At 53.1% G+C, this 18,999-nt stretch carries 19 protein-coding genes and 1 tRNA gene; 11 read left to right on the forward strand and 9 right to left on the reverse strand.

The window, feature by feature from the left end:
- Window positions 1-136 precede the first annotated feature (136 nt).
- On the forward strand, window positions 137-706 hold the full coding sequence (locus ACZ5FM_RS11910; protein ID WP_464038778.1) for a tyrosine-type recombinase/integrase: 570 nt from the start codon (window positions 137-139) through the stop codon (window positions 704-706).
- Window positions 707-739: 33 nt separating this feature from the next.
- Here ACZ5FM_RS11910 and ACZ5FM_RS11915 read toward each other — a convergent pair whose 3' ends face one another.
- Window positions 740-1,159 carry a canopy family protein gene (locus ACZ5FM_RS11915; RefSeq protein WP_464038779.1) on the reverse strand — a complete coding sequence of 140 codons (420 nt, stop codon included), beginning with the start codon at window positions 1,157-1,159 and terminating at the stop codon, window positions 740-742.
- A gap of 120 nt (window positions 1,160-1,279) precedes the next feature.
- On the opposite strand from ACZ5FM_RS11915, the gene ACZ5FM_RS11920 reads away from it, so the two are divergent.
- From ACZ5FM_RS11920 to ACZ5FM_RS11940, 5 genes are all read left to right on the forward strand, one after another.
- Entirely contained in the window at window positions 1,280-1,750 is a 471-nt protein-coding gene (locus tag ACZ5FM_RS11920) for a hypothetical protein (RefSeq protein ID WP_464038780.1), read from the forward strand.
- A gap of 344 nt (window positions 1,751-2,094) precedes the next feature.
- On the forward strand, window positions 2,095-3,075 hold the full coding sequence (locus tag ACZ5FM_RS11925; RefSeq protein ID WP_464038781.1) for a hypothetical protein: 981 nt from the start codon (window positions 2,095-2,097) through the stop codon (window positions 3,073-3,075).
- A gap of 68 nt (window positions 3,076-3,143) precedes the next feature.
- Complete coding sequence (locus ACZ5FM_RS11930; RefSeq protein WP_464038782.1) at window positions 3,144-3,926, forward strand: hypothetical protein; 783 nt, start codon at window positions 3,144-3,146, stop codon at window positions 3,924-3,926.
- A 53-nt stretch (window positions 3,927-3,979) separates the two neighbouring features.
- Window positions 3,980-4,663 carry an AAA family ATPase gene (locus tag ACZ5FM_RS11935; RefSeq protein WP_464038783.1) on the forward strand — a complete coding sequence of 228 codons (684 nt, stop codon included), beginning with the start codon at window positions 3,980-3,982 and terminating at the stop codon, window positions 4,661-4,663.
- Between the two features lie 552 nt (window positions 4,664-5,215).
- The gene (locus tag ACZ5FM_RS11940; protein ID WP_464038784.1) at window positions 5,216-5,704 is read left to right on the forward strand and encodes a hypothetical protein; all 489 of its coding nucleotides are present in this window, start codon (window positions 5,216-5,218) and stop codon (window positions 5,702-5,704) included.
- A 46-nt stretch (window positions 5,705-5,750) separates the two neighbouring features.
- Here ACZ5FM_RS11940 and ACZ5FM_RS11945 read toward each other — a convergent pair whose 3' ends face one another.
- Both ACZ5FM_RS11945 and ACZ5FM_RS11950 read right to left on the reverse strand, forming a co-directional pair.
- Window positions 5,751-6,509, reverse strand: a complete 759-nt coding sequence (locus ACZ5FM_RS11945) for a DUF2958 domain-containing protein (protein ID WP_464038785.1) — start codon at window positions 6,507-6,509, stop codon at window positions 5,751-5,753.
- Window positions 6,510-6,822: 313 nt separating this feature from the next.
- A complete protein-coding gene (locus ACZ5FM_RS11950; RefSeq protein ID WP_464038786.1) occupies window positions 6,823-7,269 on the reverse strand; it encodes a DUF6641 family protein in 447 nt (148 codons plus the stop codon).
- Window positions 7,270-7,414: 145 nt separating this feature from the next.
- Here ACZ5FM_RS11950 and ACZ5FM_RS11955 point away from each other — a divergent pair, with 145 nt between their 5' ends.
- Complete coding sequence (locus ACZ5FM_RS11955; RefSeq protein WP_464038787.1) at window positions 7,415-9,112, forward strand: AAA family ATPase; 1,698 nt, start codon at window positions 7,415-7,417, stop codon at window positions 9,110-9,112.
- A gap of 41 nt (window positions 9,113-9,153) precedes the next feature.
- Here ACZ5FM_RS11955 and ACZ5FM_RS11960 read toward each other — a convergent pair whose 3' ends face one another.
- Together ACZ5FM_RS11960 and ACZ5FM_RS11965 are read right to left on the reverse strand one after the other, a co-directional pair.
- Window positions 9,154-10,467 (reverse strand): tyrosine-type recombinase/integrase, encoded by a 1,314-nt coding sequence (locus tag ACZ5FM_RS11960; protein ID WP_464038788.1) that lies wholly within the window; start codon window positions 10,465-10,467, stop codon window positions 9,154-9,156.
- A gap of 206 nt (window positions 10,468-10,673) precedes the next feature.
- A tRNA-Arg gene (locus ACZ5FM_RS11965) sits at window positions 10,674-10,750 on the reverse strand.
- A 338-nt stretch (window positions 10,751-11,088) separates the two neighbouring features.
- Between ACZ5FM_RS11965 and ACZ5FM_RS11970 the strand changes: the two genes are divergently transcribed.
- From ACZ5FM_RS11970 to ACZ5FM_RS11980, 3 genes are all read left to right on the forward strand, one after another.
- Window positions 11,089-11,601, forward strand: a complete 513-nt coding sequence (locus tag ACZ5FM_RS11970; RefSeq protein ID WP_464038789.1) for a MarR family winged helix-turn-helix transcriptional regulator — start codon at window positions 11,089-11,091, stop codon at window positions 11,599-11,601.
- A gap of 407 nt (window positions 11,602-12,008) precedes the next feature.
- A complete protein-coding gene (locus ACZ5FM_RS11975) occupies window positions 12,009-12,872 on the forward strand; it encodes a WecB/TagA/CpsF family glycosyltransferase (protein ID WP_464038790.1) in 864 nt (287 codons plus the stop codon).
- A gap of 178 nt (window positions 12,873-13,050) precedes the next feature.
- A complete protein-coding gene (locus ACZ5FM_RS11980) occupies window positions 13,051-13,260 on the forward strand; it encodes a hypothetical protein (protein WP_275641795.1) in 210 nt (69 codons plus the stop codon).
- 10 nt (window positions 13,261-13,270) lie between these two features.
- Here the strand turns inward: ACZ5FM_RS11980 and ACZ5FM_RS11985 are convergent, their stop codons facing one another.
- Both ACZ5FM_RS11985 and ACZ5FM_RS11990 read right to left on the reverse strand, forming a co-directional pair.
- Window positions 13,271-14,047, reverse strand: a complete 777-nt coding sequence (locus ACZ5FM_RS11985; RefSeq protein ID WP_464038791.1) for a polysaccharide deacetylase family protein — start codon at window positions 14,045-14,047, stop codon at window positions 13,271-13,273.
- Entirely contained in the window at window positions 14,040-15,353 is a 1,314-nt protein-coding gene (locus ACZ5FM_RS11990; RefSeq protein ID WP_464040464.1) for an O-antigen ligase family protein, read from the reverse strand. Before ACZ5FM_RS11990 ends, ACZ5FM_RS11985 begins: the two co-directional genes overlap by 8 nt.
- 353 nt (window positions 15,354-15,706) lie before the next feature.
- On the opposite strand from ACZ5FM_RS11990, the gene ACZ5FM_RS11995 reads away from it, so the two are divergent.
- Window positions 15,707-16,948, forward strand: coding sequence for a lipopolysaccharide biosynthesis protein (locus tag ACZ5FM_RS11995; protein WP_464040465.1), 1,242 nt, complete (start codon window positions 15,707-15,709; stop codon window positions 16,946-16,948).
- Between the two features lie 6 nt (window positions 16,949-16,954).
- Here the strand turns inward: ACZ5FM_RS11995 and ACZ5FM_RS12000 are convergent, their stop codons facing one another.
- The gene (locus ACZ5FM_RS12000; protein ID WP_464038792.1) at window positions 16,955-17,896 is read right to left on the reverse strand and encodes a glycosyltransferase family 2 protein; all 942 of its coding nucleotides are present in this window, start codon (window positions 17,894-17,896) and stop codon (window positions 16,955-16,957) included.
- A 12-nt stretch (window positions 17,897-17,908) separates the two neighbouring features.
- Window positions 17,909-18,817, reverse strand: coding sequence for a glycosyltransferase family 2 protein (locus ACZ5FM_RS12005; protein WP_464038793.1), 909 nt, complete (start codon window positions 18,815-18,817; stop codon window positions 17,909-17,911).
- Between the last annotated feature and the right edge of the window lie 182 nt (window positions 18,818-18,999).

Below are 18,999 nucleotides of genomic sequence, written 5' to 3' on the forward strand. Positions count from 1 at the left end.
TCTGACGTTTGCGCTCTGGATGGCACTGAAGCCTTGATCCCGTAGAATAATTTTCGCTCAGCAAACAACGCTCGCCCTATCTGCTCATCGGCAACATAACTTGCGGTAGGAAAATGCTGCTTTTTATGAGGTTTCAATGAAGCAAGCTCGGGTTCTAACGGATACCGAATTCAAGCGGCTGCTGGCCGTAGTGGCGCAATCCAAGCATGCCGGTCGCAATCGGCTTGCCCTGATGCTGTCGCATCTTGCAGGGTTGCGGGTGGGTGAGATCGCCGCGCTTACGGTCCACGATTTAATCGACGGCGACGGCAAGGTGCGAGAGCAGTTACGGCTGCGAGCCGAGATTACCAAGGGCGGTCACGCTCGCGTTATCTTTTTAAATGAAAAGCTGCGCCGTGAGATCGCGCGTTATCGGATGGACTGGTTAGAAAGTCGGGATAACGATTCACCACTGCTTTTGACGCAGAAACGGACTGCGTTTTCTGCAAACACGCTCTGCCAACTGATGGGACAATTATACAAGAGCACCGGTCTCGACGGGGCGACTTCGCATAGTGGTCGCCGCTGGTTCATCACCCGACTTGCACATTCCGGAGTCAGCCCGAAGGTCATCATGACGCTGGCCGGTCATCGAAACCTGACGACCACCCAGCGCTATATCGATGTGCGTGACGAGATGATGAAAGCTGCCGTCGATCTGCTTTAGCCGACTTGTCGTGAAACACGACAAGTTCGATGGTCACGGAACTGCCGCGCGGTGGCGCGACAGCCAACCGGCAAGCTTCTGCAGGATTGAGGAAGCAGTCACGTCGCTTTTCTGCTGCGCAAGTACCTTCGCCGTGTCTTCCATCGGAAACACCCGGTGGTGTGCGATCCAGCCGAGCAGGTCATTACGGTGATCCTGATCACGTCGGTGCTGGTTGCATTGTTCGGATAGAATGGAGATTGCGACATCATCAGCCTCGATATCTGCCGTCAGTTGGTCGCTAAGAAACGCCACGACTTCCTGCGGCACTTGCCGACCCCGCGCACTCATCGACGTCAGATAGCTCGGACCCTTGCCGAGCATCCGCGTCGAAAACTCGGCCTTGCTCTGCACAAGCCGTACCTGCAGCATGCGCTCGCAGACTGCTTCCACAAGTTCGATATCGCTGACCATTGTATCCCTCCTTTAAAACCTGCAGTTCTGACCGGTTTGATGTTGGTTCTGCTGCTCACCGCTAAATAGCTGAGATATTTATCGGAATTGCGCTGCTGACCGAGCAGCAAGGAGAGGCGCATGGCGCAGATGAAAGACATCAATTATCGCGAGCTGCGGGAAGCGTATGTGGAACTCATGGCGAAAACCATTCGGCCCAATGGCTTCCTGACATTGGTTACAAATGGCGAGGGATCGATACTCGGAATACGGAAAGACCTGAAAAGCCTGCTTGCCCGTATTGACCGGGCACTGCTGGGGCCGAGATGGCAAAAGCTGGCGAAAGATGAGCGGACCGAAGGTGTGTTCATCTTTGAACACGTTGAAGGAAAAATCCACGCCCACGGCACGCTGCGTCTGCCGCCCCATGACGAGAACAATATTCACATGATCATCGGCAACCACTGGACGAAGCTATGTCCGGGTGGCAACTCCTTATTGCTGCCGATCGGAGATGCTGAAAGGCGCGCACGCTACTGTACTAAAGAAATGTCATTGCCGTGGTTCAGCGGCGATCAGGTCGTTTGCACCTGGGACTTTATGAACCGATAACTCATCTTTGTATGCTTCCGGCGCTGTTGCCACGCTACGCGCATGAGAGGCTGCAATTCTGGTACGTTTACTGCTGCTATGTTTGCAGAGCGGCAGATGTATTCTACCAACAGATGACAAGGTTCAAGACAACCAAAACGTCTTCGAAACGAACGCGCAGAGCGTGACACGGTCGAAGACGACTGACATTCAAACATCGACACCCATCACCCCCCAATGATCCGTCCAGATCGAATTCCCCGAAACAGCGCACAAGGTTTTGCCGAAAGCGCAAAGTTAATGGATTGGCAAGGAATTAGCCGCCAATCTACCACCTTCGTTCCTTTCATTCCGATACCGCGTTGATGAGCAGTATTTCCCCACACGTCAATAATTCCATCTTTCCTTCCCACACACAGGTTCCCTCTGTTCAGCGTCTGCGCGACGTTTTCCGCGAAGATCTACTTCCACTGAGCACCATCGAGGCTGTCGATCTGTTTGAGCGGTTATGGGCGTTGCACGAAACTGCCCGCCTCGACCATTTTCTCCGGCAGAAAACTCCTATGCGACGTTATGGAAAGGGACGCGGGCCGTTCCGCAAGGTATTACCCCCGCACGTTCCGTTGCGCGCCTTCAGCCTGCAGCAATTGGCGCTCATCAAGCTCTATTGGCCCGAACCCTGGCCAGTCCCTGAGCAGATCGACCAATCCCCGGCACGCTTGGTGCGAGGTGCTGCCATCATCCGCAAGGCCCTTTACGATTTCCTTGATGATGGGATGTTCCCACGCGAGCGTGCCATCAAACAGGAACTCGAACGGCGGCTTGCCGCGCCAGTTGCCAGCCTGGTGCGGCTGGATGCGTTCGCATTGATGATGCGCGACACTCCGCAAGAGCGGTTCGAAGCGATCAGTCATTATTATGAGCAGAAGCGTAAGAAGGGTTCCGGGTTTGCTGCAGGGCCGTTTCAGCAACGGCTCAAGGAGTGGCAGGTGAAGCCGTCTTACGACGCTTGCGCCATTCTGAGAAACGTCGAGCGGGAACTTGCAAACCCACGATACTTCTCCCCCGTAGATATCCAGAGGCTCGAACAGCGTTATTGCGTGGCCTCGCTGCCGCCCTTTCCTTCGATGAAGTCAATCCAGTCGCGCACCGCCAGACTAGCCATATGTATCGAAGCGGCGGTGCAAATCGGTCCGCATAGCAGGCGCCTTCGCTTGGACCCAGCGTTAGCCGAGAAGGTCGCAGGCAAATATAACGCATTTCTCACATCCGAAAATTCACCTCAAAAATCCAATCAATCTAAGCAATTGAAAATAAAAGAATATATCCGATACCTCCGCAAATAATACTCGATGAAGAACTTGTGGGTTCGGGCGATCTTCTGGCTGTCAATCACGACACACAGGAGAAAAAAATGTCTGAAATCACACAGGAAAACACCATCGTTGAAACCCCCGCCGCCCCGATCAGCTTGGCCGAACAGATGCGGGCAGAGACAACCCTGAAGTCCAAGGTCACCACGCTTCGCTGCGCCCGTCAGGCATGGGAATCTAGTGAGCTTGCTTTGAGCAATCACCGCAAATACGAGATCCTTGCCGAGACCTATCGGCTGCTGCGGTCCACGACGACGGAAGAGCTTCGCGAGGTCGCGACCGTGTTCGACATCAGCATGAATGCGGCAACCTCCGCGGCCTCGCTGGCCGTCAAGATCGTGTTCGGTGATACGGACCGCCGCCGTGCAAGCTCGCTCGGCAAGGTTCTCGAAGCCGCGGAGGCCAAGGAGAAGACGCCCGAAGACTTGGCCAGGTGGATCAAGGATGAAGGCGGCATCGAGAATATCCGTCTCCAGAAGGCAAAGTCGTCGGTCGAGAAGCCATCTGAAATCGGCAAGGCAAAGGCGCGTAAGCAGCACACACCGATTTTCGTCATTCCCGCAGCACAGGCTGCGGACATGAAGGATGGCACCGATGGCTTCCTCGTCCATATCAGCCGCCGTAACCCGGATAGCGGCCACGACGTCCTATTCACGCTGGACAGCGATGCGGTTCTCAACGCGGTGTTCGCTGCGATCGCAAAGATAAGTGAAGGCGAAGCCGCCAAGGCTGCGGACAGCAAAAGCCAGACGCGGTCCGTTGAGGTCAGCGGCGTTACGGCGAAAGGCCTCAAGGTTGCGATCGAAGACGCCGTACAGGCCTGATTTTACCGCGATGGCTAAGGGCCACCTCATAACACCCGAGCATGGAGATTACGATGAATTTTGCCGATACCTACGGACCGAAAGCGCTGTCCGACTTCCACCACTACGATCAGAAGCTTGCCGCCATGAGTTATGTTGGCGGCAACAACAAACGGCCTCTGCTGCTGTACGGCCCAGCCGGGACAGGTAAGACCGCATTCGCGCGTGCACTCGCCGAAAACCTCTGCGCGGAGGTGTCGCAGCACGACATCATGTTCATCAACGGTAGCATGGAGAACTCCATCGATACCGTGCGTGAGAAGATTTCGACCTTCGCATCGGTGACGAAGTTCAACGAAAGAGGGTTGAGCATCATCATCATCGATGAGGCTGATGGTTTCTCTGGTTCGGCGCAAAATGCTCTCAAGGCCGAAATCGACAAGGTGATGCCGTACACGCTATTCATCATGACGACCAACCATCTTGAGAAGCTGGCCGCCCCTATTCGCGACCGCTGCAAGGTCGCCCATTGCCCTTGGTCGATGCCTGGCGAACTCCTGCCACTAGCGCAGAAAATCTTGCTAGCAGAAGGCGAGACCATTTCCGACGACAAGCTCTTGCAAGTACTGGGAGCCGACTACGCGTATATCAGGGGGTTGAGCTTTCGGCAGATGTTCCAGCGTCTTGAGGACTTGGTTTGCCTCCGCAGGCTGCGCGGTATGAGCAATCCGACCGCCGCAGAGGCCAGGTTGTCGTGAAACACGACAACTCCGGGGCCAAATGGTCCCGGAGCCCATTCACACAAACCTTCACTTTTTCAACGGAGGAGTTTCATGCTTAGCGACACATCAGCCGATGCCGAGAGCGCCATCGACCAATACCAAACCGAATGGGCTGGAATGTACCGGCCTTTGACCGCCGAAATCAACGAAATCCGCTGCCGGATGGTCCCGCTTCAAATGAAACTCGATCGATGGGTCCCGTCGATTGGCTTGAACGCAACCCGATCTATGCAGTCGCGAAATAAGAGAATCCCCAGCTTCAGGATCTATTCATTGCGAAGACGACAGCCTCCTTAAAGACTGCGGCGAAACTATGCAGCGTATCTTTCAGGTCACTAGAAGGCTTAGCCTCGTAGATCTTGCAATTCGGTGGCCTCGCAATCTCCTGATGCAGCACACTACGCGCGCACTGAGGCGAGTGATGGCGAAGGCGGCCATCTGAATAGCCGCTTTAAGAAAAACTCAATTACCGCCAGCTATGGGGACCGGAGCAATTCGGTTCCCATTCGGCATAGGCAAATATTCGCAATGACACCATCAGAACTCAAAGAACGCATCGCACGACTACAAAAGCCACTGGCCTATTTGGAGGGTGGTATCTCTCTATACGTGGGAGCAGCCACATATACCGCGATGTTCAGCATGGACCGTTCCCAACGGACCAATTTGTATTTCGTTCGCCCTGACTTGAATTTGCGGAAGAAGGTATTGCCGGAGCCGCAGTTTTACGCGCAATTGAATGCAATTGTCGGTTTCGAATTCATCACCTCGCAGGATCGGATAGCGTTGGACCTTTTGGCCCGCAAGCATAAGCCGGTGACGAGCAAGTTCGTCGATGATGCGGAGTCCGAGGAAAGTGAGCGCCAAAGGCTTTCCGACTTGACGCTGGAACACAATGTCCCGATCCTGCGGTATGTGTTGCGTTGGGGACAAGACGGCTCGGAAGAGAAGTTCGCAGGTGCATTGCTGGCGACAAAGCAACAACAGTTTATTTTCGAGTTGGCGAACAAAGGCTGACTTCTCACCCGGACAATACGCAAGTCGACGGGCAGGTCGAAAGCACCTAGAAGCCATAATCCTCGTAGATCGTGCGACCACGCAGCTTCTCCCATACCGAATTTCTCAGGCACGCCTGATCGAAGACGCTGCGGACTGCCTTTGATGACGGCGGGGCTGCAAGCAGAGGTACGCGGCCAGTGAGAGGCAGGCTGAAAAGCTTCGGTTCATCGACAATCTGCCCTGCTATCGCGGCAGCTTTTAGATACGCGCTAATCGGCAAAGTGGCCGAGAATGTTTCGTCACGGACAAGCTCAATGCCCAGCATGGGTCTTATTGCCATAATGTCGGAAAGCCACAGCGACTGAAACACCGGCCCGCCATCGCTGAGATTGTGAAGCGCATCGACGGCATGACAGCAAACGCGGCTCCGGGTCAGTAGAATGACGGTTTTGCCGTTTGGGTCATAGAAACGTGCGACCGGGGGGAAATTCGCATTCTGCCGTGCATGCCATTGAAGGCGGCGCAGCAGCGTTTTCGGGAACATCTGCCGGTATCGTCCCGGCTCGTCCATTTCGTGGACGGTGACAGTTTGGCCCTCGGCCAGCGCAAAGAACAAAATTGCCCGCCATGACAACGCCGACAGATAGTTGCGCTGGTGCGTCTGGCCGTCGATCTCATAGCGCAGGTTCAGCGACGTGCCCTTGCGCTTGATCTTGTATAGGCGTTCGGACCCCACGTGTAGGTCGGTCATGAACAGCATGGCCAGATCAGTTTGCTCCTGTGTGGGTTTGTCGTTGTAATCGCCGGGTAAATGGTCTTCCATCAAATCTCCGCTCGGTTTCGGCGGAAACAAAATTCCAGATGGCGCAAAGGGCGAGTTCAAAGACACGAGCGAACAAACAGCCGAGCTGCGCGTACATTCGGAGTCAAACCTGACGGGCGACGCATATCAAGCAGAAGCACAGATGCATCAAGGAATGCAGCTAAGGGCGAAAATGCAGCGTGACAGCACAAAGACTAACCCGCGTTTCCGTGACGCTCCTTGACGATGTCCCAGCACCATCCGAACGCACGAACCCCATGGGATCAAATGATCCCATGGGGTTCGGATGCTTTCCCTGTGAAAACTGCGCAGTTTATGCGGGCTTACGCAGCATCTTGCCACGCTCGACAGCAGCAGCCGTCAGCTGCGCGTCAATCTCGCCCTCACGCACGGCCTCGATCAACGTGTCAATGATCTTTGGCAGTGCCGAAAGCTCACCGGCCTCGATGGCGTTTTTGTCCTTATCGAATTCGATAGTCTTGCCCGCGTAACGCAGGACGAAAAATACCTTGCCGTTGCCGTCAGTGAACCAACCCTGACGGACGCGCTTGGGGGCTTCGACCTGGATCCGAACGCCTTCAGCATTCTTACGGCGCACGATATGAGTCGGAATCAACGCTTGACCGGCGATCTTTGCTTCAGCCATCTGCTTCTGTTCGGCCAGTGCGGCAATCATCTTTTCCCGCGAACGCTGTACAGGGTCGGCCGACGCACGAATTGGGACTGCGGAAGTGAGCTTGAGGGCTTTGAGATGCGACATGGTGTCATCCTTTGCGAAACCGTTGAACGTGTTTCCCAGATACATCCGTTTGGCAAAAGGGCGAGTGGTTTATTAGCTGTAGACATCCACGGAGAATCGCCTTTAGGTGGTGAAAGTCTTCACATCCTAACCATTTCAGTTGCAGATGATCAAATCAATCAGGATCCAAAATTTCCAAAGAATAGACAATCCACTATCCATATCTCTCGGTCCAGTTACTGTCCTGGTGGGAGAGAATGGCTGCGGAAAGTCTTCATTTTTGAAAGGGGTTCATTGGGCCGTAAGGTGTGCAACCCTCGCTGAAGGTGGAAAAGTCACCCTCGACCAAATGGACTTTGTTCCTAGTAAAGATTTCTTGGATTTGGCCCATAAGCTCAAGCTTCAGAACAGTGCAGGCGGTAGAAAGATATCCGTTAGCCTGTTCGACGCCGACGATTCGGAAACTTCGATAGCTATCAGTGCCGCTCGCAACAACGCAGGCGTTCTGACGAATATCCAAGGTCCGCTTGCCGCAGAGATAACCGCGAATGATAAACCCAGCACCGCCTACATTCCTGGTATCGCGGGCGCTGCGGAAGAGGAGACGATCTTAGCGGTACCGATCATGCACCGGAAGGCGGCGTCTGGCGAAGGTGGCTCCGTTCTAAGACAAATAATTCTAGCTCATGCAGTTGGGGCTGACGGAACCGGAAAGCAACATCGAAAACTAGACGAGTTATCTAAATGGGTGTCGATGATCCTGCCCGACACAACCTTCTGGGTGAAATTCGATAGACTGCGCGATCGCAATATCGACGTGAAATTCCTTACTAATGAAATGAAAGTACACGGACAAAGCCACACGGTCGCATGGAAATCGATCGACATGGCCGGAACCGGATTTCTGCAAGTTGTACAGATATTCGCATACCTGTTATATTTTAGACCTAAGCTATTACTAATCGACGAACCAGACGCTCACCTCCATCCGGGGCGGCAGCAGCTTCTTATTCAAGCGCTTGAAAAAGCCTCGCTAGAATATCCGGAAACACAGATTGTTATTTCAACGCACTCACCGCACTTGGTCAGGGCCCTTTCGGATCGTGCATTGATTCACTGGTTGGAAGACGGAGTTGCAAAAGCCGATGGCGACGTTGTACGCGAACGGATGGGATGGAGTATATTAGATAAAGAGCTTCTCATCTTCACTGAAGACGGCAACACAGAGAAGCTCCAGCACTTACTGAATCAATGGCCGACGATCGCACAAAAATGCGCGATTTGGCCTACCTTTGGTAAAGAAAGCTTGCCTAATGGCCAAAAAGCTAGGGCTTTGATGGCAAAAATGCAAATAAAGATCTTGATCCACCGAGACCGAGATTTTATGTCCGACGAGGATGTGCAGGCGTGGAAGGAATTGAAGGGATACCCAGCGCAGAACATTCCTGTTTGGCTCACAGCAGGGTCTGATATAGAAAGCTCGTTTTGTAATGCAGCGCATGTCGCGGGTGTCATGAATGTTCCCGAACATGTTGCACAGGAGATAATAGATACCGCCATCGCGTCCTATGACCATGGCGAGTGGATGCAGCTATTTTCGAATGCCTATTCAGATGCAGTGAATAAACTGCCTGGAGATGGTGATCGTAATCCGATTGCCAGGTGGGCAGCGATGGGCGCCTACGACATATCAACCATTAAAGGGAAGAAGCTCCTAGGCTTGATTGCAAATGCTTGCATAGCCGTGCTTCCTAACCACGGCCTTGGTCAGAGGATGGGACGCCGTTCTGGTCTAACGAAGCCGACAGAAGGACAGCCTATTTGTATAGATCTGCGCACTGATGTGTTAGCAGCTCTCGCTTAAAGTATCTCCGACTGCCTAATTGGCAGTCGTTGAGCTGCCTCCTACCAGCCGACCTGCCCCGGCCTTAGCCTATCCTTGATATGTTCGGTAGCAACATGGGCGTAATGCTGCTCGATCATCTGCAATGAGGTGCGCGTGTTTAGCGCCACGTCATAGATCGACGCGCCTTTAATGAGCATTGTCGAGATATAATAGTGACGCAACGAATATGGAGTGCGGCGGACGCCTCGATAGTCGTATTCGAGACCAGCTGCCTTCAGAAGTTCGTTGAAGCTCCGTTTGAAAGACAGAATTTGCTTTCCTTCTGCGTCGGTAAACACTGGATCGTCGTCTTCCGGTTCACGACCGACCTCCTTTTCGAACATATCCCAAAGCATCGATAGCGCCGGGATAACGTCAAGAAGCGGGATGGAGGTGCCGTGCTTGCCCTTGCCGCGCACTTGCAGGCGCACGTCTTGTTCTCCAATGGGCTTGTTCTTGCATTCGCTGAAGCCGATGATGTTGGCCCAAGTGAGGTTCTTGGCTTCTGTCGGCCTCATGCCAGAATGGGCCATGATCTCGATATAGCAATAAAGGCGGATGCGGTCTGCCTTAATGTTTTTTGGCGTGGCCTTTATCGTCCATTCGCGGCCATCCTTGGCCTTGATGTCTTTCGTCTTCGGCTGGAGTTCAGAGATGCGGGCAAGAGCCGTGTTGAATAGCTTTTCATATTCCTCCGGTGTGAAACCGGGGCGGCGATTATCGATTCGTTTGCGTATGACAGGGTTCGGAATGACGATTTGTTGACAATAGCCCCAACGGACCGCCTGCTGAAACAAGCTACGGATGATGACCATCTCGCCCTTGATCGTACTCAGTGAGGGGATCTTGCGCGGAGCGGGGCGGCTGAAAACACGACCGCTTTCGCGTTCGACACGGATTTCGTTGATGTCGCTGCCCGGTCCTGATGTCCAATAGGTTTTGCGCCATTCCAGATAGCGTTCGATGTCGGGCGAGGTGATCTTGTCGATGGGCTTTTGACCGAAATAACCGATGAGAAAACGCCTGATCTTCGGCGGCCAGAAATAAGCGTGATCGGCGCTGCGTTCCTTACGCTCGGCTTCTTCCTCGACCCTCTTGATGAATTCCTCGGCCACCTCGTTGAAAGCGTGTTCCACGATGCTCAGTCCGTGCTTCAGGCGATAATTCTGCTCGTGCCAGATTTCGTTTGCTAGCCGACGAGCTTCTGTTTCGTCCGATGTGCCGAGGGACTTCCTGATCTGGCGGCTGTCCATCGTGTAGCGCATGGACCAATTTGTGCCGTCACGCTGGAAAAGAACGAAGGGGGCTTTGGCTTGTTTGACGCTTTTCAGCACGGGAACCTGGTCTCCAATGGTGTTACTAAGGTAGGTGGACCGCGCTAACAGTGTGCTAACAGTGGCTCCAGCCGAGAAACATCGACATTGAGAACAAAGAGTTTTTTCCGGCACGGTTAGCGTTGTGCTAACGCTGTGCTACCGATATTGCCTTGTCCGGAAAGGACAAGAAAAGACTGATAAACAAGAAATTTCAAATAGTTAACTGGCGCACCCGACAGGATTCGAACCTGTGACCTTTGGAATCGGAATCCAACACTCTATCCAGCTGAGCTACGGGTGCATCCGTAAGGGCGCTGAATCGCCCTGAACTATGTTGGTTCTTAGACTAGGTTGCGCTTCGCATCAATGCGGAAAATGCAGCGACTTGCATCACTCCACCCTTCAGTATGTATCTAGCCGTTATCGGGCAGATTGGCGCATGAAACTGGCCAAGCCCGTGACTTCGCCGACAAAACCACCGACTGCGCTACGAAGCACATCGTTACCAAAATCACAAAATCATCAGGACATTACTATCAGAAATAGAGCAATATCGTTTATTTTTCATTCGTTATTAAACTTGTTCTAATAAAGATAATTCTGTAATTAACTAATATCACTATCGAATCAGAGGAGTCGATGATGGATGGGAATCTCGCATATGTAACTTCAAAGAGTAAAAGCAAGTATGCAGCGTCCCCCGACAAGCCGTCCTATGGGGGGAGTGATGTCGATTATTCCATACTGTCGGAGGCAGTATTATACCGTTTGCGTCGCGCACAGCTCGCTGTAGTTCAGGACTTTAATGACAGCCTGGCATCGATCGGGCTGCGGCCCGCAGATTTCTCGGTCCTTATCGTCGTGGCCAATAACACTGATCTCAAGCAAAGCGACGTTGCCGAGGCGCTCGGCATACAAAGAGCAAACTTCGTTGCAATCATTGACAATTTGGAAGCCAAGGGGCTGCTGGCCCGCAGAAAATCAGACACGGATCGCCGGGTACATTTTCTAGATATGACACCTGATGGCCGCGAAATGCTCAGCAATCTCTCCGAGATCTGGAAACATAATGAGGAAAAGCTCATCAGCCGCCTTGGAGGAGAAAAGGCGCGCAATCAGCTGATCAATCTTCTACGACGCATAAAAGACTAAGGCATCTGCCCTAACGTCACATTACAAACGACACGACTACCGTAGCCGTGTCGTTTCCATTAAGAGCGGACCTCAGCCCCCCTCCTGTGAGGCCCCTCCCCGCTAACCTCATTACATGCCTTCATGCACAGCCCTTGTGCGGTATGGTTAGCAAAAGATGAATACAAAATCCCCTTATGCTGTTTCACCTGCCCGTTTGGGAACATTTGACCAACTTAACGACAGGAAACGACGCATTTTCTTGGCTAAATAACGGTAAAAACGCTCGATTATACGAATTGGCGTAACTTGCAGTTAACTAGACCAACCCTTTCGCGTTGCAGTTTTGTATTTAAAGAGGCAGTAATATAGTTCGAAACGGGCCAATAACCGTTTAAATCCAAAATGATTTTGTGGGGATGAACACCATGCATGCAAAAGGCCAAGGGAGAAACTGGCCGACGATTGCACTCGCGAGATTGCAAGTCGTTAAAGCAGGCATGGAAGAATCGGCCGATGACTTCATCGAACGTGCCACCCCCACACGTGACCGCACTGCCCGCCCCTATTACTCCACATCTGCAAACGGCCAAGTCATCGCCGAATGTCACGGCAATCCTGCCTTTGAGCAGACCATTGTCGAGGCCGATGAAATCCATGCTGACGGCATGTCGCTCGTGCTGTTCACCCGCTGGTTCTGCAAACAGCAATTGCCGGAACGTGTCGCCACAACGGATCTTGTTCATGCCGTTGCCAAACGGGCAGAGAAGACGGGAACGCGGTTTTATTTCCTTGGTGCGACGCCACAGGTCAATGACGCCGCAGTTGCCAAAATGAAAGAGCTTTATCCTGATCTGATCTTTGCGGGTGCCCGCAATGGCTATTTTACTGCCGATCAGGAAGACGCCGTCATTGAAGAAGTCATCAAATCAGGCACCGACATATTGTGGGTCGGCTTTGGCATTCCGCTTGAGCAGCAATTTGTCAGCCGCAATATCGACAAGCTGAAAGGCGTCGCCGTCATCAAGACCTGTGGCGGCCTGTTCGACTTCCTTGCCGGACGCAACAAACGTGCGCCGCAATGGATGCAGGATATGGGGCTGGAATGGCTTCACCGCATGCTGCAGGAACCCCGTCGTTTGGGCAAACGCTATCTACTGACCAATCCGCTGGCGATCTATGCCCTGCTACAGCACCGTTTTTTTCCCAAGCGCGCAGCAGCTGCCAAAAAACTGCCGCGAACAAAGACCCGGCCAAACCCAAAACCCTACCAGATGAGCCAGCCCAAATAAGGTCTGGCTCTTTTCGTTTCTGGCAAATATCTGTGACCCTAAGATTTGAAGGGTGACAATTAGACCGGTTTGCAGGCGTTCCGGGCGTTCTTCAATGTTGCCGCATTTCCATGATTGATATAATTTTAATCAATAACTCGGTAAATGAATTTTCTAACGTCCACAGTGGGAAACGACAATGCTCACGACCATTTCGCTTGTTATTTATGTGATCGGCACCGCAATTTCGCTGACCATGACGTATCTGGAAGGTGTGAAAAAGGGCCGCGGATGGGATGTCATGCGCGTCATGGGCCTGGCACTCTGCTTTATCTGGCCAGCCCTGATTGTCGTCATGCTTGTGGTCATTAGCGCCTCAGGCCTCAAAATGAAGCTGGCAAGGCACTAACCAAAACCAACTATACCTTGGCAGCCCGCTTCGCCTCTACGAGGCCAAGCTCCTCCAGCGCCGCATCGACAGTCAGGATGCGGCAACCAGCAGCAACCGACCTTTGCACAAGCGATTGCAGACGCTCCCTAGGGCATCCGTAAAATGATGGATTGTCCGAGACGTCATGCGTGAAGAAAATCAGCCAGCCGGGATTTTCAATCGCCGAATTCAGCCAATAATCTGCAGTTTCCAAAAAATGCGGATCAGGACGAAGTTCGACCGCCAGCAGATGGTAGAGATCGGTATTCTCGCGATTGACGCCAGGCAAAATGCCGCGTGATGAACGGAAGCGTCGCTTCAGCGTCGGTTGCGATGGCAAATAAGCCTTTCCAAACGGCACTGAAAAATTGCGTGGCGTTTGACGATGGTCGAAGCTTGAAAGCACTTCGCCATTGCGTGTCAGATCGTTATCCAACTCCTGCTTCGAAAAACTAATCAGTTTGCGGTGAGAATATGTGTGGCAGGCAAGCTCATGCCCGCGCGCGGCAAGTTCTCTGCAGTCGGCAGCGGTTGCCATCTGCTCGCCATTGTCGACCGTATCGATAAAACTGGCCGAGGTATAAAACGTACCCTTCCCGCCGGCATCTTCCAGGATCTGCGCACCAGCCCTGCTTGCCGTCTGCGGAATATCGTCAAACGTAAAGGACACGATTGGTGTACGAGTCTGCACATCCACGCGCTTCGTCGGAATATGCCGGACAAGACGGTTGGAAATTCTCTCAAACAGCGTTCCCTTGCTAGACATGGGTTATGTGCCTTTCCGGATAACGTTGTTTCGAAGAACCTGAAGCAACATTTGCCTCACAGAGTTGGTCATGTGCCTGATGATGCATACAATAGATTGCAATCAACATTGACGACCAGATGGGACCAGTCCCAGTGAAAAAATTGCTTTCAAGGCAAGCAGAAAGCAGAGCGAAGATCCACATACGGGCAAACAGCCGGTTCAAATCCGGCGCTGCACCGTTCTGGATAGACTTGGTAAGATCGCGTGCCGGCAGGATAACCAACCAGATGCAGGTGAGAACGAAAGCAGGCAGACCGCCATTCAGCAGGCTTTCAATGTAACCGTTATGGGCGTGCGCTGCGCCAACCGCCCATGTCTCATGAACTGCAAATTGGTCGAGCAAGGCGGTTGTGTTCCAGAAGGACTGGAACCCCTGCCCGAAAATCGGTGAATGGAAAAAGGTGACGAATGACAGTTCCCAGATATCCGTACGTCCGGTGAATGTCGCGTCGACACCCAGGCTCTCAACCACATCGCGGATCGAGCTGGAGAAGGTAGAGCCCACCGCAAACAGGTTCAAAAGACCGATCAGGCCACCCACAACCAAGAGAACCTGGCGCGGGTGCCGTTCCAGCCACCAGGACAACATCAGGGTAACAGGCAAAAGCATGGCGGCTGTTTTACCATTGGTCTTCATCAGAAAGACGAAGGCGAGCAACGTGATGATCGTTCCCTTCCATTTGGACCAGGAACCGCGCAGGTAAAGCCCAAAAAACACCAGCATGATCATGGCTGGTGCAGCGGCATTTTTGTGGTTGAACACGCCACGCCAGTCCCCGGCTAGCGCCGGTTCTGACAGGTCATAGGCCTGATGGATAGATCGTGCCGGCAAAAGGATGACACCGCCATAACAGACCAGCAGCAACACGCTGGACGCTATGGCCAGCAAACGCGCAAACTGCTGGCGATCAGACGGAAGTACCGCAATGATGCTGGTGATGAGACACAACAGGCCGGTAAAAACCAGGCGTTGGATGGCCGTGCCGGGCTGGCTGCCCAGCACGGACGCAATCAACATCCAGCCAAATAAGAGAAATATCGGCAAGCGCGGTTTCAGCAAAAGGCCAAGAAGCTGATAGCGCACTGCAAACAGCAAAAGCACGCCGGTAAGAGCAAGGCCAACAAGCTGGTTCAGCGCATTGGAACCACCAGAAGCAGTCGCAAGATTTTCAAATGGTCGAACGGAGATCCACAAGTACAGAAACACGGCCACGAACAAAAATCCGACAAGCCACCGCGGTCGCTCGGAGACGTCATCCGACATAGAAACATCATCCATGTCAGTTAAACGTGCCATAAGGTCCTGCTTTGGTGACGTTAATGTTCATAAAGCCGTTTTCAATTTGCCTGATCTTGCTAACTACTGGGCTATCGACCTGAAATACAGAATCATTTTCTCAGAGATACGATACATAAGCCCCAGTAACCATAAAAACATGAAGCTCTTTAACTCTCTCTTACCGTCAGGCAGTTAAGGTCAGAAGTCAAAACTCAATTCGGGTCTGGCAGGGCGTTGTCGCGTGACTGAAGCCATATATCCGGATGTGCGGCACACAAGCCGGAAAACAGGAGCAGGACGTGAATACGTCAAACTATAATTTCCGACGTTTGCTGCAAATGGCCCTGTCTTACTCGGCGTCCGGTGGCGCACTGCTGATGTCGAGCGCTGCACAGCTTTTGACATTCGCCCTGCTCGCCCGCCATCTCGGCGTAGAACAGTTCGCACTGTTTGCCTCGATTACCGCCGTCACCAATCTTGGCGTGCAAATCTGCGGCATCGGTTCCAACGAAACACTCATCCGCCGTGTGGCGCAGGACCGCTCGTCCTATCCGATGATGCTGGGTCATGCCTACATTCTCAGCGCTGCATCGGGCGGCCTGTTGTTTCTGATTGGCATGATCACCATACCGGTGTTTTTCCCGACGTCACCGCTGCTGGTCGACACGCTGATCACCGCCGCATTGATCCTGTTCACCAACCTCATTCTGTTGAAGGTGGTGTCGTTATCGACGCAAAGCTTTATTGCCCATTCGGAATTTGCCTCGGCAAACAAGCTGGAAGTGCTGTTTGCGATAACCCGGACCATTGCTGCGGTTGGCGCATGTCTGGTTTTCAATGTCACGACCGTGGAAGGCTGGGCACTGTGGAACTTTGCGGCTCACGCCATCACAGCCGTCATCTGCCTCAAGACCACCAAAAGGCTGGGCGCACCGCTGTTTACGATCGTGCGTGAAGAAATCCGTATCGGCATCCTGTTCTCGACCCAGTTTTTCTTCAAGGCTGTGCGCGGTAATGCCGACATCCTGATACTCGGCGCATTGGCCAGTGCAGAAATTCTCGGCAGCTATTCGATTGCACGTCGTATTCTGGACAGCTCCTACCTTTCTGTAGAAGCGCTCAATCGCCTGATCTATCCGGGCTCCGCGTCGCTTGCCATGCAGGGCATGGGCAAGACCATTGAACGTGCCAAGGGTATTTTGAAAGCAGCACTTGTTATCGCTATCGGCAGCGCCGGTGTCATCACCATTTTTGCGCCACTGCTGCCGCTGTTGTTCGGCCAGGAATACGTGTCCCTGCCAAGCCTCACCCGTATCCTCTGCTGGGCAGTGCTGCCTATGGCGGTTGCAGCTACGGCGCTCGAGGCATTGGGGGCTTCTGGACACCAGAATATCCGCGCAAAAATCTGGAACAGCGGCAACCTCATCGGTTCGCTGCTGGTGGCGCTGACCACCTGGGCCTTCGGTATTTATGGAACGCTTGGCAGCTATTTCATTGTCGAAATCGGCATTGCCTTGGCCGTATGGATGGCTCTTCTTAGCCTGCGCAATTCTCCCTCGCCTGCACAGGCAAGCGCCTGAACCGGCTTATGATTGCGGTTTTGCCTTATAGGGCGACAGCGTAATACCGATGCTGGCAAGCACACGGCCGACCGAAAGCAAAACCGGGTGTGTGGCAACCAGCGGCTGGCCGGTTTTTGCAAACACCGAGACGGCACGCACGAGCGACAGTCCAAGGCTTATAACATTTTTGGCCTGCAACAGCACCGCTCCCTGCAGGCCGGGCCTGCGGGCACGATCAATCGAATAGTTGATGATGCCGGTACGCAATGAGCGTGTCATGATCCATTTGGGTTCCATACGCTCAACCGGCACAAACTCGGTGATGATGGCTTCCGCACTCCAGCCAAAACGCAAACCGGCGCGTTTGCTGCGTGTGAAAAAATCCATGTCGCCGCCGCCGAGAAAGTTGAACTGTACGTCAAATTGCGGCTTTTCCAGCCTCTCGAAAACCCGTTTGGACAGCAGGCAATTTCCAGAGCCGTGGATCATATCGACAGGGCCGGTTTTTGCCTCGATCGAACCAAACAGCGGATGTAGCTCCACGCCCTTCGAAGCGGGCTTGTCAAAGGCGCGGATGACCGGACCACCAACAATGTCGACATCAAGCGTTTCAGCCGTTCGCACCATATTGGCAAGCCACATGGGCGATGCGATCTCGTCATCATCGATCATCAAAAAGTAAGATGCAGAGGGATAAAGGCTGCGCGCTTTGGCAAAGGCCGAGTTGATGGCATAACAATTGCCCTGCTGCGGTTCAACAAACGCCTGCCCCAACATGCCTGTATCAGTAAGAAAGCTTTGCGTGACCGCCAGAGCCTCTTGACCGACGCCATCATTGTCAATGACCACGATGGCAAAGGAAAAATCGACCTGTTGTGTGGCGAGCGACGCCAGCGTCTTTTTCAAACCGTCCGGCCGGCGAAAACTTGGAATACAGACAACGGCGTGAGGAGCCTGAGTGGTCATAAAATCTAACTCCTACAGTCCAGCGAGCGCAGCAGCCGAAAACAGCAATGCGCGCTTGGCCTGTCTTGGCCGGTGAATTAAAGTATCGCTTAATGCCATGAATGCTTTCCCATATCGGTGCGCACGTATGTCTTGGGCAATCGTATAAGCATTCATATGCCCTTCCGCCTTCTGCCGCAGGGCTTTTACCCGCTCGGACGGCAGACCTGCCAGAATGGACGGGTCATTAAAAATCGCGTCAATGACAGGAATACAATCGGCAAACTCCAGCGTCTTGGACATCATCACGCTTGAGGTGTGGACACGGTAATCGAGCACATGCGCGCCTTCGACATAGCGGAAAGGGCCTTTGGCCCCCAGCAGGCACCAGCCATGCCAGTCTTCGCCATAGCGGAGAGTTTCGTCAAAACCGCCTACCGCACGAAACATTGCCGTCTTGACCAGCATGATGCCGCCATTGACGATAAAATTTCCGCCGACCAGATTTTCCAGAATGTGACCTGAAGGCTTGCTGCGTTTGCGGATCAGGTTGCGCCTGCCGATTTTTTCTCCCTGCTCATTTATCCGCTCATAGTCGCCATAAATTGCAACGACGTCAGCGCCGTCTGCACCGGCAAGCAAGGTCGCAAAAGCCCCCTCACGCAACCGGTCATCGGCATCGAGAAACATTGTCCATTCACCCGAGGCTTTTGAAAGACCGAAATTGCGAACCGCCGACACGCCCTTTCGCCCGGAAGGTCTGGTCAGCAACGTGACGCGCGGGTCTGTAATTGCCTTAACAACTGCAGCCGTTCCATCCGTCGAACCATCGTCGACTACGATCACTTCCCCGGCCAGCGGACCTTGCGCCAGCACGCTGTTGATGGCTTCGCCGATAAAGGCTTCACCATTGCGAACAGGAATGACGACGGACACGGACATGGGTGATTTCTGGCCAAATAATAAAACTGGCGGCAGCATGCGCAGAGGGAAGTTACTACGGCATTAAATGAAAAACTGCCGATATATCATGCCAAACAGGGCGTTAACTTCATTTCACAAGAAAACCCTCCGGTAAACAATAGTCTGTTATTATCAGTCCCATCAAAAGACAAAGCGGAGCA

Source organism: Agrobacterium sp. 5Ca50 (genome assembly GCF_055381905.1).

Bases quoted from the DNA above. Each gene is read 5' to 3' on its own strand.
- ACZ5FM_RS11910 (WP_464038778.1), top strand. From the start codon at position 137: ATGAAGCAAGCTCGGGTTCTAACGGATACCGAATTCAAGCGGCTGCTG.
- ACZ5FM_RS11915 (WP_464038779.1), bottom strand. From the start codon at position 1,159: ATGGTCAGCGATATCGAACTTGTGGAAGCAGTCTGCGAGCGCATGCTG.
- ACZ5FM_RS11920 (WP_464038780.1), top strand. From the start codon at position 1,280: ATGGCGCAGATGAAAGACATCAATTATCGCGAGCTGCGGGAAGCGTAT.
- ACZ5FM_RS11925 (WP_464038781.1), top strand. From the start codon at position 2,095: ATGAGCAGTATTTCCCCACACGTCAATAATTCCATCTTTCCTTCCCAC.
- ACZ5FM_RS11930 (WP_464038782.1), top strand. From the start codon at position 3,144: ATGTCTGAAATCACACAGGAAAACACCATCGTTGAAACCCCCGCCGCC.
- ACZ5FM_RS11935 (WP_464038783.1), top strand. From the start codon at position 3,980: ATGAATTTTGCCGATACCTACGGACCGAAAGCGCTGTCCGACTTCCAC.
- ACZ5FM_RS11940 (WP_464038784.1), top strand. From the start codon at position 5,216: ATGACACCATCAGAACTCAAAGAACGCATCGCACGACTACAAAAGCCA.
- ACZ5FM_RS11945 (WP_464038785.1), bottom strand. From the start codon at position 6,509: ATGGAAGACCATTTACCCGGCGATTACAACGACAAACCCACACAGGAG.
- ACZ5FM_RS11950 (WP_464038786.1), bottom strand. From the start codon at position 7,269: ATGTCGCATCTCAAAGCCCTCAAGCTCACTTCCGCAGTCCCAATTCGT.
- ACZ5FM_RS11955 (WP_464038787.1), top strand. From the start codon at position 7,415: ATGATCAAATCAATCAGGATCCAAAATTTCCAAAGAATAGACAATCCA.
- ACZ5FM_RS11970 (WP_464038789.1), top strand. From the start codon at position 11,089: ATGATGGATGGGAATCTCGCATATGTAACTTCAAAGAGTAAAAGCAAG.
- ACZ5FM_RS11975 (WP_464038790.1), top strand. From the start codon at position 12,009: ATGCATGCAAAAGGCCAAGGGAGAAACTGGCCGACGATTGCACTCGCG.
- ACZ5FM_RS11980 (WP_275641795.1), top strand. From the start codon at position 13,051: ATGCTCACGACCATTTCGCTTGTTATTTATGTGATCGGCACCGCAATT.
- ACZ5FM_RS11985 (WP_464038791.1), bottom strand. From the start codon at position 14,047: ATGTCTAGCAAGGGAACGCTGTTTGAGAGAATTTCCAACCGTCTTGTC.
- ACZ5FM_RS11990 (WP_464040464.1), bottom strand. From the start codon at position 15,353: ATGTCGGATGACGTCTCCGAGCGACCGCGGTGGCTTGTCGGATTTTTG.
- ACZ5FM_RS11995 (WP_464040465.1), top strand. From the start codon at position 15,707: ATGGCCCTGTCTTACTCGGCGTCCGGTGGCGCACTGCTGATGTCGAGC.
- ACZ5FM_RS12000 (WP_464038792.1), bottom strand. From the start codon at position 17,896: ATGACCACTCAGGCTCCTCACGCCGTTGTCTGTATTCCAAGTTTTCGC.
- ACZ5FM_RS12005 (WP_464038793.1), bottom strand. From the start codon at position 18,817: ATGTCCGTGTCCGTCGTCATTCCTGTTCGCAATGGTGAAGCCTTTATC.